This window comes from uncultured Streptococcus sp., from assembly GCF_963525625.1.
Taxonomy (GTDB): domain Bacteria; phylum Bacillota; class Bacilli; order Lactobacillales; family Streptococcaceae; genus Streptococcus.
The window spans coordinates 13,985-29,877 of sequence record NZ_CAURLD010000024.1; the positions used below are offsets into that span (position 1 = coordinate 13,985).

At 43.8% G+C, this 15,893-nt stretch carries 14 protein-coding genes; 13 read left to right on the forward strand and 1 reads right to left on the reverse strand.

What is annotated here, in order from left to right; translation table 11 throughout:
* Positions 1–49 precede the first annotated feature (49 nt).
* From purF to purH, 5 genes are read left to right on the forward strand one after another with little or no spacing between them, the layout of a single operon-like run.
* Entirely contained in the window at positions 50–1,489 is a 1,440-nt protein-coding gene (gene purF / locus RYK49_RS10310) for an amidophosphoribosyltransferase (RefSeq protein ID WP_032915588.1), read from the forward strand.
* Positions 1,490–1,548: 59 nt separating this feature from the next.
* Complete coding sequence (purM, locus tag RYK49_RS10315; RefSeq protein WP_002907655.1) at positions 1,549–2,571, forward strand: phosphoribosylformylglycinamidine cyclo-ligase; 1,023 nt, start codon at positions 1,549–1,551, stop codon at positions 2,569–2,571.
* Positions 2,568–3,119: a phosphoribosylglycinamide formyltransferase gene (purN, locus tag RYK49_RS10320; protein ID WP_002894333.1), complete on the forward strand. Its 552-nt coding sequence runs from the start codon at positions 2,568–2,570 to the stop codon at positions 3,117–3,119. Before purM ends, purN begins: the two co-directional genes overlap by 4 nt.
* A 44-nt stretch (positions 3,120–3,163) precedes the next feature.
* The gene (locus tag RYK49_RS10325; RefSeq protein ID WP_002907656.1) at positions 3,164–3,628 is read left to right on the forward strand and encodes a GNAT family N-acetyltransferase; all 465 of its coding nucleotides are present in this window, start codon (positions 3,164–3,166) and stop codon (positions 3,626–3,628) included.
* Between the two features lies 1 nt (position 3,629).
* On the forward strand, positions 3,630–5,177 hold the full coding sequence (gene purH / locus RYK49_RS10330) for a bifunctional phosphoribosylaminoimidazolecarboxamide formyltransferase/IMP cyclohydrolase (protein ID WP_314865646.1): 1,548 nt from the start codon (positions 3,630–3,632) through the stop codon (positions 5,175–5,177).
* A 135-nt stretch (positions 5,178–5,312) separates the two neighbouring features.
* Here the strand turns inward: purH and lytF are convergent, their stop codons facing one another.
* Positions 5,313–7,262, reverse strand: a complete 1,950-nt coding sequence (gene lytF / locus RYK49_RS10335; protein WP_314865648.1) for a murein hydrolase LytF — start codon at positions 7,260–7,262, stop codon at positions 5,313–5,315.
* Positions 7,263–7,587: 325 nt separating this feature from the next.
* Between lytF and purD the strand changes: the two genes are divergently transcribed.
* The 8 genes from purD to purB all read left to right on the forward strand — a co-directional run bounded on the left by purD (position 7,588) and on the right by purB (position 15,828).
* On the forward strand, positions 7,588–8,850 hold the full coding sequence (gene purD / locus RYK49_RS10340; protein WP_314831228.1) for a phosphoribosylamine--glycine ligase: 1,263 nt from the start codon (positions 7,588–7,590) through the stop codon (positions 8,848–8,850).
* 284 nt (positions 8,851–9,134) lie between these two features.
* A complete protein-coding gene (gene purE / locus RYK49_RS10345) occupies positions 9,135–9,623 on the forward strand; it encodes a 5-(carboxyamino)imidazole ribonucleotide mutase (protein ID WP_314831229.1) in 489 nt (162 codons plus the stop codon).
* On the forward strand, positions 9,610–10,701 hold the full coding sequence (gene purK, locus RYK49_RS10350) for a 5-(carboxyamino)imidazole ribonucleotide synthase (RefSeq protein WP_314831230.1): 1,092 nt from the start codon (positions 9,610–9,612) through the stop codon (positions 10,699–10,701). Before purE ends, purK begins: the two co-directional genes overlap by 14 nt.
* Entirely contained in the window at positions 10,701–11,891 is a 1,191-nt protein-coding gene (locus RYK49_RS10355) for a hypothetical protein (protein ID WP_125352348.1), read from the forward strand. Before purK ends, RYK49_RS10355 begins: the two co-directional genes overlap by 1 nt.
* 23 nt (positions 11,892–11,914) lie before the next feature.
* Entirely contained in the window at positions 11,915–12,142 is a 228-nt protein-coding gene (locus tag RYK49_RS10360; RefSeq protein ID WP_000614688.1) for a hypothetical protein, read from the forward strand.
* Positions 12,143–12,145: 3 nt separating this feature from the next.
* Positions 12,146–12,838: an aspartate/glutamate racemase family protein gene (locus RYK49_RS10365; protein WP_314831231.1), complete on the forward strand. Its 693-nt coding sequence runs from the start codon at positions 12,146–12,148 to the stop codon at positions 12,836–12,838.
* Between the two features lie 138 nt (positions 12,839–12,976).
* On the forward strand, positions 12,977–14,515 hold the full coding sequence (locus tag RYK49_RS10370; RefSeq protein WP_314865652.1) for a nuclease-related domain-containing protein: 1,539 nt from the start codon (positions 12,977–12,979) through the stop codon (positions 14,513–14,515).
* 17 nt (positions 14,516–14,532) lie between these two features.
* Positions 14,533–15,828 carry an adenylosuccinate lyase gene (gene purB / locus RYK49_RS10375; protein WP_314865650.1) on the forward strand — a complete coding sequence of 432 codons (1,296 nt, stop codon included), beginning with the start codon at positions 14,533–14,535 and terminating at the stop codon, positions 15,826–15,828.
* The last annotated feature ends 65 nt before the right edge of the window (positions 15,829–15,893 follow it).

Consider the following 15,893-nt stretch of genomic DNA (forward strand, 5'->3'; position numbering starts at 1 on the left):
TAGGCCAGGTTTTCTCCCTTTTACAAGACAAAAGAATTTAGGTAAAACAATGACATACGAAGTAAAGTCACTGAATGAAGAGTGCGGTATTTTTGGAATCTGGGGCCATCCGCAGGCGGCTCAGGTCACCTATTTCGGACTCCATAGTCTGCAGCACCGCGGTCAGGAAGGAGCTGGTATCCTGTCAAACGACCATGGAAAGCTCAAACGCCACCGCGATTTGGGATTGGTTGCAGAGGTCTTTAAGAACCCAGCAGATTTGGATAATCTGACAGGAGAAGCAGCCATCGGCCACGTCCGCTATGCAACGTCTGGCGGAGCCTCTATTAACAATGTCCAGCCTTTCTTCTTCAGTTTCTATGATATGCAGATGGGTTTGGCGCATAATGGCAATCTGACCAATGCCCATTCACTGAGACGGGAGTTAGAAAAGAAGGGTTCCATCTTTGCCAGCTCGTCTGATACGGAAATTCTCATGCACTTGATTCGCCATAGTAAGCAGGAAAATTTCTTAGACAAGCTCAAGGAATCCTTGAGACGAGTTCAGGGCGGCTTTGCCTACCTCATCATGAGAGAGGATAAACTCTACGCTGCGCTGGATCCTAATGGCTTTCGTCCTTTGTCCATCGGCCGCATGAAAAATGGGGCCTGGGTCGTTTCCAGTGAAACCTGTGCGTTTGAAGTGGTAGGTGCTGAATGGGTGCGCGACCTTGAGCCAGGGGAAATCGTGATTATCGATGATGAAGGCGTGACCTACGACAGCTATACGACAGATACCCAGCTGGCTATTTGCTCAATGGAATATGTCTATTTTGCTCGGCCGGACAGCGTCATTCATGGGGTCAATGTCCATGCAGCCCGCAAACGGATGGGGCGCAGACTGGCTCAGGAATTCCAACATGAGGCGGATATCGTTGTCGGTGTGCCTAATTCTTCCCTGTCAGCGGCCTCTGGCTTTTCCGAAGAGTCTGGCCTGCCAAATGAAATGGGTCTGATTAAAAATCAATACATCCAACGGACCTTCATCCAGCCGACGCAGGAGTTGCGAGAGCAAGGAGTTCGTATGAAATTATCTGCTGTTTCCAGCATTGTCAAGGGCAAGCGCGTGGTCATGGTGGATGACTCTATCGTACGGGGAACAACCAGCCGACGTATCGTCCAGCTCCTACGAGATGCAGGTGCAGCTGAAGTCCATGTGGCTATCGGCAGTCCAGAACTTAAATATCCATGTTTCTACGGCATTGATATCCAGAATCGGCGTGAGCTCATCTCGGCCAACCATACGGTTGATGAGGTCTGTGAGATTATCGGAGCTGACAGCTTGACTTACCTGTCACTAGAAGGCCTCATTGAATCCGTCGGTATTGAGACGGACGCTCCGAATGGCGGGCTCTGTGTGGCTTACTTTGACGGTCAGTATCCAACTCCGCTCTATGACTATGAAGAGCGCTATCTGGAAAGCCTGAAGGAGAAGACAAGTTTTTATTAAAACAAGGTCAGCGGTAGTTGTCGCAATCTTTTTCAAAAATAAGAGTAAGGAAGAAAATTATGACAAATAAAAATGCATATGCTCAATCCGGTGTGGATGTTGAAGCGGGTTACGAAGTTGTTGAGCGAATCAAAAAACATGTAGCACGCACAGAGCGGGCTGGCGTCATGGGGGCGCTGGGTGGCTTTGGCGGTATGTTTGACCTGTCTCAGACTGGGGTCAAGGAGCCAGTGCTGATTTCTGGTACGGATGGGGTCGGAACCAAGCTCATGTTGGCCATTCAGTATGACAAGCACGATACCATTGGGCAGGACTGTGTGGCTATGTGTGTCAATGACATCATCGCTGCAGGAGCTGAGCCCCTTTACTTCCTAGACTATATTGCCACTGGGAAAAATGAGCCAGCAAAACTAGAGCAAGTGGTGGCTGGTGTAGCTGAAGGCTGTGTCCAGTCTGGAGCTGCCTTGATTGGCGGGGAAACCGCTGAAATGCCTGGCATGTACGGTGAAGATGATTATGACCTAGCTGGTTTTGCTGTCGGGGTTGCTGAAAAGTCAGAGATTATTGACGGCTCTAAAGTCGCAGAGGGCGATGTCCTTCTGGGGTTGGCTTCCAGCGGTATCCACTCAAATGGTTATTCGCTTGTGCGTCGTGTTTTTGCGGACTATACGGGTGAGGAAGAACTGCCAGAATTGGAAGGTAAAAAACTCAAGGAAGTGTTGCTTGAGCCGACTCGTATCTATGTCAAGGCTTTGCTGCCGCTGATTAAGGAAAAGCTAGTTCATGGGATTGCCCATATTACTGGTGGCGGTTTTATCGAAAATGTGCCCCGCATGTTTGCCGATGACTTGGCTGCTGAGATTGAAGAAGACAAGATTCCAGTCTTGCCGATTTTTAAGGCCCTAGAAAAATATGGTCACATCAAGCACCAAGAAATGTTTGAAATCTTCAATATGGGGTTAGGGATGATTTTGGCAGTTGCTCCTGAAAATGTGGATCGTGTCAAAGAACTTCTTGACGAGCCTGTTTATGAAGTTGGCCGGATTGTCAAAAAAGAAAGTGAAAGTGTCCTTATCAAATGAAAAAAATTGCCGTTTTTGCTTCGGGTAATGGATCAAATTTCCAAGTGATTGCTGAGCAGTTTCCTGTTGAATTTGTCTTTTCAGACCATCGCGATGCCTATGTGCTCGAGCGGGCGGATAAGCTAGGTGTCAAAAGCTATGCCTTTGAGCTCAGAGAATTTGACAGTAAGGTGGCTTACGAGCAAGCTATTGTAGACCTACTAGAAGCGCACCAGATTGACTTGGTTTGCCTGGCAGGCTATATGAAAATCGTTGGACCAACCTTATTGGCAGCTTATGAAGGCCGGATTATCAACATTCATCCTGCTTATCTGCCTGAATTTCCAGGAGCTCATGGCATTGAGGATGCTTGGCAGGCTGGCGTCTCTGAGAGCGGTGTGACCATTCACTGGGTGGATTCGGGCGTTGACACAGGCAAAATTATCCAGCAAGTGCGCGTGCCGCGTTTAGCCGAAGATACGTTGGAAAGTTTTGAAGAACGCATCCATGCCGCCGAGTATCAACTCTATCCTCAAGTGCTGGAGAGTTTAGGGGTAGGGAGAAGGTAAGAAGTAAATCAAGTTTTGATTGTGCAATATTGCTAGGAGAAAAAATGATTGAGCTGAAATTAGTAGATGAGAGCAGCTTTCAGGCAGTGCTGGATTTGAAAATATCTGAAGCTGATGAACGAGCATGTTTCGTGGCTCCAAATGTGCGCTCTTTAGCTGACGCATGGCTCTACCGGAAAAATGAAGATGTGTTTCCGATGGCAATCTATTGGGATAAGCAAGTGGTTGGCTTTCTCCTACTGGAAATAGACAAGGATGAAGCGGAATACTTTATCTGGCGGATAATGATTGGTCAGCAGTACCAAGGAAGAGGCTATGGTCGAAAAGCCTTGGAAGTTCTGATCAAAAAGGCTCAGATGGATAGAGCTTGTAGTCATATTATCGCAGATTATGTGGTTGGAAATGAAAAAATGAAGCGCCTGCTGACTAGTCTGGGTTTTCAGGAAACAGGATTTATAGAAGAGAATAACGAAGTTGCTATGCGCTTGGATCTAGAGAAAGAGGAATAGAATGACGAAAAAAGCCTTGATCAGTGTCTCAGACAAGACAGGCATTGTAGAATTTGCAAAAGAGCTGAAAGCTCTGGGCTGGGATATCATCTCAACCGGTGGAACAAAGGTGGCCTTAGACAATGAAGGAGTGGGCACCATTGCCATCGATGATGTGACTGGTTTTCCTGAGATGATGGATGGCCGTGTCAAGACCCTCCATCCAAACATTCACGGTGGTCTCTTGGCTCGTCGGGATTTAGATAGCCACCTACAAGCGGCCAAGGACAATCAGATTGAGCTCATTGACCTGGTCGTGGTGAACCTTTATCCTTTTAAGGAAACCATTTTCAAGTCGGGTGTTGAGTATGCGGACGCGGTGGAAAATATTGATATCGGTGGGCCCTCTATGCTGCGCTCTGCGGCTAAAAATCATGCCAGTGTGACGGTTGTTGTAGATCCGGCTGATTATGCTCTTGTTCTGGAAGAGTTGGCAGCAAATGGCCAAACGACCTATGAAACGCGTCAACGTTTGGCAGCCAAGGTTTTCCGTCACACGGCTGCTTATGATGCTTTAATTGCAGACTATTTCACAGCTCAGGTGGGCGAAAGTAAGCCTGAAAAGCTGACCTTGACCTATGAACTCAAGCAGCCCATGCGCTACGGGGAAAATCCACAGCAGGAAGCTGATTTCTATCAGACCGCTTTGCCATTGGACTATTCCATCGCTTCTGCTAAGCAGCTGAATGGAAAAGAGTTGTCTTTCAACAACATTCGCGATGCCGACGCGGCCATTCGGATTATTCGAGATTTTAAGGATCGGCCAACTGTTGTGGCGCTAAAACATATGAATCCTTGTGGCATTGGTCAAGCGGATGATATCGAGACAGCTTGGGACTATGCTTATGAGTCTGATCCAGTTTCTATTTTTGGAGGGATTGTCGTCCTCAACCGCGAAGTAGACGCTGCGACAGCTGAGAAGATGCACGGTATTTTTCTGGAAATTATCATCGCACCGAGCTACACGGCAGAAGCGCTAGCTATTTTGACCAATAAAAAGAAAAATCTGCGGATTTTGGAGTTGGCTTTTGATGCGCAGGCAGCCTCTGGATCCGAGAAGGAAGTGACTGGTGTTCTGGGTGGTCTCCTCGTGCAAAATCAAGATATTATCGAGGAAAATCCAGCTGATTGGCAGGTCGTGACTAAGCGCCAGCCGAGTGAGCAGGAGCGCGTGGCTTTGGAATTTGCCTGGAAGTCCGTCAAATATGTCAAATCCAATGGTATCATCATCACTAATGACCGTCAGGTGCTGGGAGTCGGTCCCGGTCAGACTAACCGTGTGGCTTCTGTCAAGATTGCTATTGAGCAAGCTAAAGATCGCCTTGATGGCGCTGCTCTGGCTTCTGATGCTTTCTTCCCTTTTGCGGATAATATCGAGGAAATCGCAGCCGCTGGCATCAAAGCTATCATCCAGCCTGGTGGCTCCGTCCGTGATGAGGAATCTATTATTGCGGCTGACAAGCATGGTCTGACCATGATTTTCACCGGTGTACGGCATTTTAGGCATTAAAAACTATAAAAAATCCTCGGGTCAGCCGAGGATTTTTGAGTAGTCTTATACTCAATGAAAATCATGAACAAACTAAGCAGGAGCAGTCTGCTCAAAGCACTGGTTTGAAGTGGTTTTGAGGAGTGCGAAAGCGACTTATTTAGGGTAGATATAGGTCAGGCGGCCCCAGTAAGAAGCAGTTGGGTCAAACCAGCCACGGAAGTTACTGATGTACTGCTTGCCGAGGTAGTTAGACTCTTGGATCTGGATGCGGGTATTGGATTCGACATGAGTCACGACACCAACGTGGCCGTAGCCACCGTCATCCCAGCAGGCGATGGCGCCAACCTCAGGCGTACTGCCGGTACGGAATCCAGCTCTTCTAGCACTAGCTGCCCATTGACCGCCATTGCCCCAGTAATTTCCTGCCCAAGGAGCTAGAGCTTTAGCTCCCCAAGTGCATTGACCGACAGGATAAGTTGTCGCATTAGCAGCGGCATAGTTAGGCTGAATATTAGCTGATTGAACGCTTGATTTCTCAACCTGATAGCTAGTTCCAGTCAGACCAGTCAGTTGTCCCGCTTTTCTACGATAGACATGGGTGTTAAATAGACCGCTTCCCTTGTGATTCTGAGTATCCACGGTAAATTTGTAAGTTCCATTGCCGACCTTATTTGCAGTATACCATTTGATATCATCTTGCCCATTGACTTCTGACCAAGTTGGCAGAATAATATCGCCATCTCCGTAGGCGTCTGTCACTGTCACCTCATAGCGATTGGCCTCAGTTTTCCTGACTGCAACCTTGGCTTGAATTTGGTCGGTAGACATTGAGACAGCATCTGCTGCGTAGCTACGCTCACTGCCGTCCTTATAGGTGACATACACATGGTTGTTATAGGTTCCAGACAAAGCCTGATGATTACGGATATCAAAGGTTGCGCTGAAGGAGCCATCTCCGTTAGGAGTGGCTGCATACCATTTAAGATTGCTCTGATTGCTAGTGCTCCAAATTGGCACCCGGACAGATTGAATAGGTTTAGATAAGCTAGTTTCGGTAGTTTTCACGGTGTAGGTCCCTTGTTTGGGATTGATATTTTCCACCGTAAAAAGAGGTTTCTGTTCCTCGTCCGAAGGTAATTTTCCGCTGTCAACTTGAACTGTTGTTCCTGCTATACCAGTTGATTCCGGTTGAACATAGCTTTGGCCGTAAAGGTGGATATTGTAAGTCCCAGTGTCGTAGTTATGCTTTCTGAGTTCCACCCGAGCGCTGTAGCTGCCATCCGGATTTTTGCTTGCTTCGTACCATTGTAGATCATCTTGCCCTTTCTTATCAGACCAAGTTGGAAGAACAATTCGATGCATGGTATCAGGTACGTTTTTGACAGTAATTTCCATGATACCGGTTTGAGGGAAGCTGGTTTCGATTATCGGTTTCGGATTTTCAAGATGGAACGTAGTACCAGATAGGAAAATCATTTTTCCGTTTACATTTTCGTAAGTGTCAACGAAGTATCGTCCATAACCACGATGTTTGGATAGATTAAACTCAGTTGATTCTTCTCCTGCGTCATACCACTGAAGGTCGTCGCTGCCTTTTTCCTCTGACCAGACAGCATGGACAATCTTTGAGTGAGTTTGGTCTTTGTTGCGGGAAAAACTAATGCGCCCTGTACCTCCTGAGACGGATGCATTCGTTTTACTAGCTGGTTTATCTACATGAAAGGTAGTGGCATTTAGAGCTACCAAGCGCTCTCCTATCCGTATATAGGTATGAACATGAAACGTACCATATCCTGGATGGTTGCTTAAGTCAATGTCAGTGATGGGCGTTTGTGGTGTATCATACCATTTCAAATCATCTTGTCCGTTTTCTTCAGACCAAACAGCATGAGCAATAAGATAAGGTTCTTGAGCTTGGGAACGGGTATAACTAATAGAGGCTGTACGATCGTTCACAGTCACATCGACATTGCTGGCACGATCAGTGGGGCCTAGAATTTTGACTTCAGATTCAGGCGATTCAACCGCATGAACTGTTGAGTGGTTCGCAAAGAGACCTAGGACAGCTCCAGATAATAAAAACAGTTTTTGATATTTCTTCATAAAACTCCTTTGTGAGAATGGTTTTGGATGGGCCCACCTGTATTATTCGGAAAACTTATTTGAAAATGATAGTAAATTTGGCAAGTCATGATTGTTTTTTTCTAAAATGTGTACAATCCACTCAAAAAGGAGAAGATTGAAGACAACAATAATTACGGCAATGGCAATCATATGGAAGAGATATTCTTTTTCTCATTATAATGGAATAAAACGAACGATTGTGATATAATTTAGATAAATAATTCGTAAAAATGCGATGTTTTTACGTGATGTGTTAGCTTGGTGCATAAGCACCTATGATATTGGATATTGAGGTATCTTAGCTATGAAGCTTTTAGTTGTGGGTTCAGGCGGTCGTGAGCATGCGATTGCCAAGAAATTGTTGGAGTCTCGGGATGTGGAGCAGGTCTTTGTCGCTCCTGGAAATGATGGAATGACCTTGGATGGGTTGGATTTGGTGAATATTGGAATTTCCGAACATTCCAAACTGATAAAATTTGCCAAGGAGAATGATATTGCTTGGTCTTTTATCGGTCCGGATGATGCCCTGGCAGCTGGAATTGTAGATGATTTTAACCAAGCTGGGCTCAAGGCTTTTGGTCCATCTCGTTTAGCAGCGGAGCTGGAGTGGTCCAAGGATTTTGCCAAGGAAATCATGGTTAAATACGGTGTGCCGACAGCAGCCTATGGCACATTTTCCGACTTTGAGGAAGCCAAGTCCTATATCGAAAAGCAGGGAGCGCCTATTGTGGTCAAAGCGGACGGCTTGGCTCTGGGTAAGGGAGTGGTCGTAGCGGAGACCGTGGAGCAGGCAGTTGAGGCAGCTCACGATATGCTCTTGGACAATAAGTTCGGCGACAGCGGTGCGCGTGTGGTTATCGAAGAGTTCCTAGACGGCGAGGAATTTTCCCTATTTGCCTTTGTCAATGGCGACAAGTTTTACATCCTTCCGACAGCACAAGACCACAAGCGGGCCTATGATGGGGACAAGGGGCCCAATACAGGCGGTATGGGAGCCTATGCGCCAGTTCCTCACCTGCCAAAAAGCGTGGTGGATCAGTCAGTTGAGACGATTATCAAGCCGGTTCTCAAAGGCATGATAGCTGAGGGCCGACCTTATCTTGGCGTGCTCTACGCTGGGCTGATTCTGACAGCCGATGGTCCCAAGGTTATCGAGTTCAACTCGCGCTTCGGCGACCCAGAGACCCAGATTATCCTGCCACGCTTGACGTCTGACTTTGCGCAGAACATCACGGATATTCTGGACAAGAAAGAGCCTGCTATCACTTGGCTGGCTGAGGGCGTGACCCTTGGCGTGGTTGTCGCCTCAGAGGGCTACCCGCTGGACTATGAGAAAGGCAAGCCTCTGCCGGAGAAGACAGCTGGCGACATCATCACCTACTATGCTGGGGCTAAGTTTGCGGAAAATAGCAGAGCACTGCTGTCAAATGGCGGCCGAGTGTACATGCTGGTCACCACAGCAGATACCGTCTCAGCTGCGCAGAAAAAAATCTACGACCAACTAAAAAAACAAGACACCACAGGCCTCTTTTACCGAACGGATATCGGAAGCAAGGCGGTAAAATAAAACTCTTCGGAAATCTACGATTGACTATGTTAAAGCTCCTTGATGAACTTCATCGCTTTTCTTTGACACTCTGCGATTTTCTTCGAGCATTTTCATACTAGCTCTAGCTTAGGCGACGCAGTCGCTAAATACGATATGGTCGCCGTGGTGAAAAGACCAGAACAGTCTATGTTCTGGTCTAGGGAAAATTTGAGACTTCGGGCTCAAATTTTAGGAATGAAACCAAAGGTTTGCTTCCGACCCACCACCTAAGACCATTATCAAAAAGAAAAAGGATATTAACAATGAAACCAATTATTTCCATCATTATGGGCTCCAAATCCGACTGGGCTACCATGCAAAAAACAGCTGAAGTCTTAGACCGCTTTGGTGTAGCCTACGAAAAGAAAGTCGTCTCTGCTCATCGCACGCCTAACCTCATGTTTCAGCATGCGGAAGAAGCTCGCAGTCGCGGCATCAAGGTCATCATCGCCGGTGCAGGCGGTGCAGCCCATTTGCCAGGTATGGTAGCGGCTAAAACCACCCTGCCTGTCATCGGCGTACCGGTCAAATCACGCGCGCTCAGCGGTCTGGACTCCCTTTACTCTATCGTACAGATGCCGGGTGGTGTACCTGTCGCAACCATGGCTATCGGTGAAGCAGGTGCGACAAACGCAGCCCTGACTGCCCTTCGGATCTTGGCCATTGAAGATCAAGATCTGGCAGCAGCGCTAGCGGATTTCGCAGAAGAACAAGGAAAAATCGCTGAGGAGTCTAGTAATGAGCTCATCTAAAACAATCGGAATCATCGGTGGCGGTCAGCTGGGACAGATGATGGCCATTTCTGCTATCTACATGGGGCACAAGGTCATTGCGCTGGATCCTGCGGCGGATTGCCCAGCTTCTCGTGTGGCGGAAATCATCGTAGCTCCTTATAACGATGTGGACGCCCTCCGTCAGTTGGTGGAACGTTGCGATGTCCTGACCTATGAGTTTGAAAATGTTGATGCTGATGGTTTGGATGCCGTTATCAAGGATGGTCAGCTCCCTCAAGGGACAGACCTGCTCCGCATTTCGCAAAATCGGATTTTTGAAAAGGATTTTCTCGCAAACAAGGCCCAAGTCACCGTGGCACCTTACAAGGTCGTGACTTCTAGCCAAGACTTGGCAGATATCGACCTGTCGAAAAATTATGTCCTTAAGACTGCGACAGGTGGATACGATGGCCATGGACAAAAGGTCATTCGCTCAGAAGCAGACTTGGAAGAAGCCTATGCGCTAGCTGACTCGGCAGACTGTGTCTTGGAAGAATTTGTCAATTTTGACCTTGAAATTTCCGTAATCGTGTCAGGAAATGGCAAGGACGTCACGGTTTTCCCAGTTCAGGAAAATATCCACCGCAACAATATCCTGTCGAAGACCATCGTGCCAGCCCGCATTTCAGAAAGTCTGGCTAACAAGGCCAAAGCAATGGCGGTGCGAATCGCAGAACAGCTCAAGCTGTCTGGAACGCTCTGCGTGGAAATGTTTGCGACTGCTGATGACATCATCGTCAATGAGATTGCCCCACGGCCACACAACTCTGGGCATTATTCTATCGAAGCCTGCGACTTCTCGCAGTTTGACACCCATATCTTGGGTGTTCTCGGAGCACAATTGCCAGCCATCCACCTACATGCGCCAGCTGTTATGCTCAACGTACTTGGCCAACATGTCGAGGCCGCTGAGAAATATGTCACAGAAAATCCAAGCGCCCATCTTCACCTGTATGGTAAAATAGAAGCGAAGCACAATCGCAAAATGGGACATGTGACTTTGTTTAGTGATGAGCCGGATAGCGTGGTTGAATTAGGGAAAGGGATTGATTTTTAATGGATAGGTTAAGAAAAAAACGACTCTTTACTATAATTTGGATTATCGCATTTGTAGTTGCAGCAGGTCAAGGAAAATATCTTGTGTCATTATTCTTATTTATTTTAATCCCTTTAATGATTTTTTGGTGGCGTAAAGAACTTGTATCTAAGATAAAAGAAAAAATTAATATTTTTAAAGATGTTAAGCAAAAGAAATACTTTTTAATTACTGAGAGTAATCATACATCAGATATTGTAAAAAGGCGAGAAATAGGCGATATTGTTTTGGAAATAGTAGGGCTATCTTTTGTTGCTATTCTTTTAGGGTATTCGCTTATAATGAAGGTTTTTCCGAAAACAGAGCTATATTTTAAGAATATAGTGTTGGTAGTTCTAGGAATTATGCTCGTTATTTTTTTGGTTAGTGTTCTAAATAATCTTAGATATTATTGGACTAGTTTGTATTATTATATAATTCCGTTTATATTTATTGTAATTTGTAGACAGGATGTAGTGAAAAAATCAAATATTTTAATGTTTTTTCTATGGATAGCAGTTGCTTATCTTATATTTGCTATGTCATTACCTATCTATATCCTTAGAAAAATAACAAATAATATTATTTTGTTGAGTATTTTTATATCTGTTATAATTCCCATAGTATTTAACCATCTCTTAGTGAAATATATTATGGAATATATAAATCAGTCAAGGTCTGATATAGATATATATAAGCAAATGATTCACCAATATAAAATTCCCAAAGCTATAGTTGATTATATATATAAAACACCTGAAACATTTAAAATGTTTAACACTATTATAGATAAGTGGACAACAAACGAAACATCTTCAATTTTGGGAACAATGAATTTTTTGTGTATTTCTTCATATTCTCTTGGTAGTTTTATTATAAATATGAAATTAAAATTAGGGGATTCAAAAGCAAAAGAGATATATTCTGAGTTAATTGCACAAGAAAAAACATCTAAAAGCGATGATAGTCAAACTTACTCTAAAATACGAGACTGCATTTTCTATGGTGGTGAGAGTTATAAAAATCGGATTATTGATAATCTAAAGTATAGAGAGCTAATAGATAAGGTAGAATTTTCTAAAACAAAACATACTATAAGGCATAATTGTTTTATAAATTTGCTTAAAAAATTGTGGAATTGGATAAATAATAGGCTGAGAAGCTGGATTTAGTTACGAAGATATAGGAGGTTTCTATGATTCAAATCATCGTCAATGCTTTTGTGGAAGAAGGCAAAGAAACTGCCGTTGTAGAAGTGCTTTTTGCCAGCGCTGACCATGAAAAAGTAAAAGCCAAATATCAGGAATTAAAGATTCAATATCCAAACAATTATCTGGCTATCTATGACTTGCCATTGGATACAGATCTAAGTAGCTTGCCACACTATCCGTCGGTAGCGATAAGCAAGGAGGAGTTTGATTAGCCTATGAAAACTATTGGCCTGATTGGTGGTATGAGTTGGGAAAGCACCACATCTTACTACCAAATCATTAACGAAACCATCAAAAAAGAGCTGGGTGGCCTGCATTCTGCTAAGATTCTACTTTATAGTGTTGATTTTGCAGAGATTGAGCATTATCAGGCAGTTGGAGACTGGGAGAAAAGCGGTCAACTTTTGACAGATATTGCTCAGCGCTTGGAGCAAGCAGGTGCGGATTTCATCGTTATTTGTACCAACACCATGCACAAGATTGCACCGCAGATACAAGAAAAGATTACGATTCCAATCTTGCATATTGCGCAGGCAACCGCGCAGGCCTTGTTGGCTGACGGTATTCAAAAAGTCGGTCTCTTAGGGACCAAGTACACCATGACTCAAGATTTTTACAAGGAAAAATTAATAGAATCTGGGTTAGAAGTGCTGATTCCAGACCAAACTGGTATTACAGAGGTCAATCGAATCATTTATGACGAGCTCTGTCTAGGAGATATCAAAGAAAGCTCAAAGCAGACTTATCTTGCCGTTATAGATGATTTGAAAAAAGCAGGCGCTGAAGCTGTTATCTTGGGCTGTACCGAGATTGGTCTCCTCGTCAATCAATCCGACACTGACCTGCCACTCTATGACACAACAGTGATCCATGCAGAGAAAGCAGCGGAGTGGGCGGTAAATAAGTGACCATAGAAGACAAGTACAATCGTAAGGTAGGGCGTGTGACAGTGTTTGGTGATGAGGTTGATGAGATAGAAGAGTTTTTGAATGAAATATAGTAAGTTTTATGAGATAGTGAAAATGCCTTATAAAAGCATCTTAAAGATATTTGAAAACTTTAAAAGAAGGATTAGGAGTCAAGAAAGGTATCCTAAAAGTCTAGAGGATATAGAGAAAGAGATATACCAACTTAGTGATATTGATGATATTCTGAATTATATTTTAAAATACTATAATATTTATTATTCAATAAATAAATTAAATACTGTGATGAATTTAGCTATTATTCAAAGAAAGCAAGAATCGAATTCACAATTTTCACTGAAACTTATGGTTCAGTTATATGTATATATATTATTGAAGTATAACGGAGAGTCAAAGAAGGATGTAGTTACTTCAGATGAAATTAAAATTTTCTTTTTATTCATAAATGTCCTTCAAAATAATATATCTAATAACCAAGTGGAACAGTCAATACAAGATGGAAGGAGCGATAATTTACAAAGTTACCTAAGCTATCATTTTACTTTTCGAAAAGAACTTTGGGAGTACTATGAAATATGTAGGATGTTTGACAATGAGGCACGGAAACAATATGGATTTTCAATTTACAAAAATTTTGACAAGTTATTATATATAATCTGTAATGTTAAATCTTGCCCAGATGGATTAGTGTGTAGTTGTAGCCAATTTTCAGATAGAGAGTTAGATGAAATCTTTGGGGATATTAATTATAGCAAATTATTTATGAATACTTCAAAAAACATGGAAGTAAGATATTTGACCTCTTCTATACAAATATTAGGAGGTTCAATTGGAATTAAAAGGAATTTGACATATTTTTTACCTGCATCAGAACATATTCTATCTAGTATTGAACAAAAACTAATTTCTTCTTCAAAAAATAAAGGAGACATATTAGAGAAGGAATTAAAAAATATTTTGAAAAATAATTTTGGTGTTGATAATGTTTATCAATCTTTATATTTAAAAACTAGTAAAAAAGAGGAACAAGATTTCATTGTTATTTCAAGCAACAATATCCTATTAATAGAATGCAAGGCTAGGGATTTTAAAGAGATTCCGTTTAATCAAAAAATGTCAGAGGAGCGTCGCCAGCAGCTGTTTAAAAAAGTGGTATTGGCAGCTTCTGAACAAGCTGAGAGAGCTAAACAATATATCCTTAATAATGAAATTGCAATATTTACTGATAAAAAGGGAAGTAATGAGCGACTTAGAATTGAAAATATAAAATCTAAAAAAATTTATAAGGTAGTCGTAACATTAGATGATTACTATAAATTATCTGAAATGGCAATAGATTATTTTAAAGATAGGAATAGGAATGATTTGATTGACACATGGATTGTAAATTATTTTGATTTCCAAAAGATAATCTGGCATAGTGGAATAGAAAAGATATTTGATTATATATCTTATAGGACATCTGGAATTGAAACTATACGTTCTATTCAAGCTAGTGAGATAGCACAGTATGGATATTATATCAGTCCTAACTATAACTTTATCCCACCTAATGGTTACAATATTGAAGTTAATATAATGGGACGATTTGAAGATTGGTCACTACCTTTCGAAGAAAGTAAAAATGAACTTGTTTTAAACAACACAATATTTAAATAACAAAAGGAGAACTAACAATGATCAACCGTTACTCTCGCCCTGAGATGGCGAATATTTGGACTGAGGAAAATAAGTACAAGGCTTGGCTGGAGGTAGAGATTCTGGCTGACGAGGCTTGGGCTGAGTTAGGTGAGATTCCCAAGGAAGATGTGGCCTTGATTCGTGAAAAGGCAGACTTTGACATCGACCGTATTTTGGAGATTGAGCAGGAGACGCGCCACGATGTGGTGGCCTTCACGCGGGCGGTTTCTGAGACGCTGGGCGAGGAGCGCAAGTGGGTGCACTATGGCCTGACCTCGACAGATGTGGTGGATACGGCCTACGGCTACCTCTACAAGCAGGCCAATGACATCATTCGCGAGGATCTGCGTCGCTTCACCGACATCATTGCAGAGCGGGCGCGGGAGCACAAGTTCACCATCATGATGGGGCGGACTCACGGGGTGCATGCGGAGCCGACGACTTTTGGTCTTAAGCTCGCGACCTGGTACAGCGAAATGAAGCGCAATATCGAGCGTTTCGAGATTGCGGCTGCGGGTGTGGAAGCTGGGAAAATCTCTGGTGCGGTTGGGAACTTTGCCAACATTCCGCCATTTGTAGAAAGCTATGTCTGTGAGAAATTAGGCATCCGTCCACAAGAGATTTCGACTCAAGTCCTGCCACGTGACCTCCACGCTGAATACTTCTCAGCCTTGGCCTTGATTGCGACGTCTATCGAGCGCATGGCGACCGAGATTCGTGGTCTGCAAAAATCTGAACAGCGTGAGGTTGAAGAGTTCTTTGCCAAGGGTCAAAAAGGTTCATCGGCTATGCCTCATAAACGCAACCCTATCGGATCTGAAAATATGACTGGTCTGGCGCGTGTCATTCGCGGTCACATGGTGACAGCCTTTGAGAATGTCTCTCTCTGGCATGAGCGCGACATTTCCCACTCATCAGCTGAGCGGATTATTGCACCGGACACGACCATTCTCATCGACTATATGCTCAACCGCTTCGGTAATATCGTCAAGAACCTGACTGTCTTCCCAGAAAACATGAAGCGCAACATGAACTCAACCTTTGGTCTTATCTTCAGCCAGCGGGCTATGTTGACCTTGATTGAAAAAGGCATGACGCGGGAGCAGGCTTACGACTTGGTGCAGCCAAAGACTGCTCAGTCTTGGGATAATCAAGTAGACTTCAAGCCTCTGCTCGAAGCAGATCTAGAAGTCACTTCTCGTTTGACTCAGGAAGAGATTGATGAAATCTTCAACCCAGTATACTACACCAAGCGCGTGGATGAAATCTTCAAGCGCGTGGGGCTGGATTAAACAAAAAAATGAGTCTGGGACAATAGTCCCTTATCTCCAAAAAAAGCAACGGTTTTATGTCGTTG

Coding starts and splice junctions, on each gene's coding strand:
- purH (WP_314865646.1), top strand. CDS start 3,630: ATGACGAAAAAAGCCTTGATCAGTGTCTCAGACAAGACAGGCATTGTA.
- purK (WP_314831230.1), top strand. CDS start 9,610: ATGAGCTCATCTAAAACAATCGGAATCATCGGTGGCGGTCAGCTGGGA.
- purF (WP_032915588.1), top strand. CDS start 50: ATGACATACGAAGTAAAGTCACTGAATGAAGAGTGCGGTATTTTTGGA.
- RYK49_RS10365 (WP_314831231.1), top strand. CDS start 12,146: ATGAAAACTATTGGCCTGATTGGTGGTATGAGTTGGGAAAGCACCACA.
- RYK49_RS10325 (WP_002907656.1), top strand. CDS start 3,164: ATGATTGAGCTGAAATTAGTAGATGAGAGCAGCTTTCAGGCAGTGCTG.
- purE (WP_314831229.1), top strand. CDS start 9,135: ATGAAACCAATTATTTCCATCATTATGGGCTCCAAATCCGACTGGGCT.
- lytF (WP_314865648.1), bottom strand. CDS start 7,262: ATGAAGAAATATCAAAAACTGTTTTTATTATCTGGAGCTGTCCTAGGT.
- RYK49_RS10355 (WP_125352348.1), top strand. CDS start 10,701: ATGGATAGGTTAAGAAAAAAACGACTCTTTACTATAATTTGGATTATC.
- purD (WP_314831228.1), top strand. CDS start 7,588: ATGAAGCTTTTAGTTGTGGGTTCAGGCGGTCGTGAGCATGCGATTGCC.
- purB (WP_314865650.1), top strand. CDS start 14,533: ATGATCAACCGTTACTCTCGCCCTGAGATGGCGAATATTTGGACTGAG.
- purM (WP_002907655.1), top strand. CDS start 1,549: ATGACAAATAAAAATGCATATGCTCAATCCGGTGTGGATGTTGAAGCG.
- RYK49_RS10360 (WP_000614688.1), top strand. CDS start 11,915: ATGATTCAAATCATCGTCAATGCTTTTGTGGAAGAAGGCAAAGAAACT.
- purN (WP_002894333.1), top strand. CDS start 2,568: ATGAAAAAAATTGCCGTTTTTGCTTCGGGTAATGGATCAAATTTCCAA.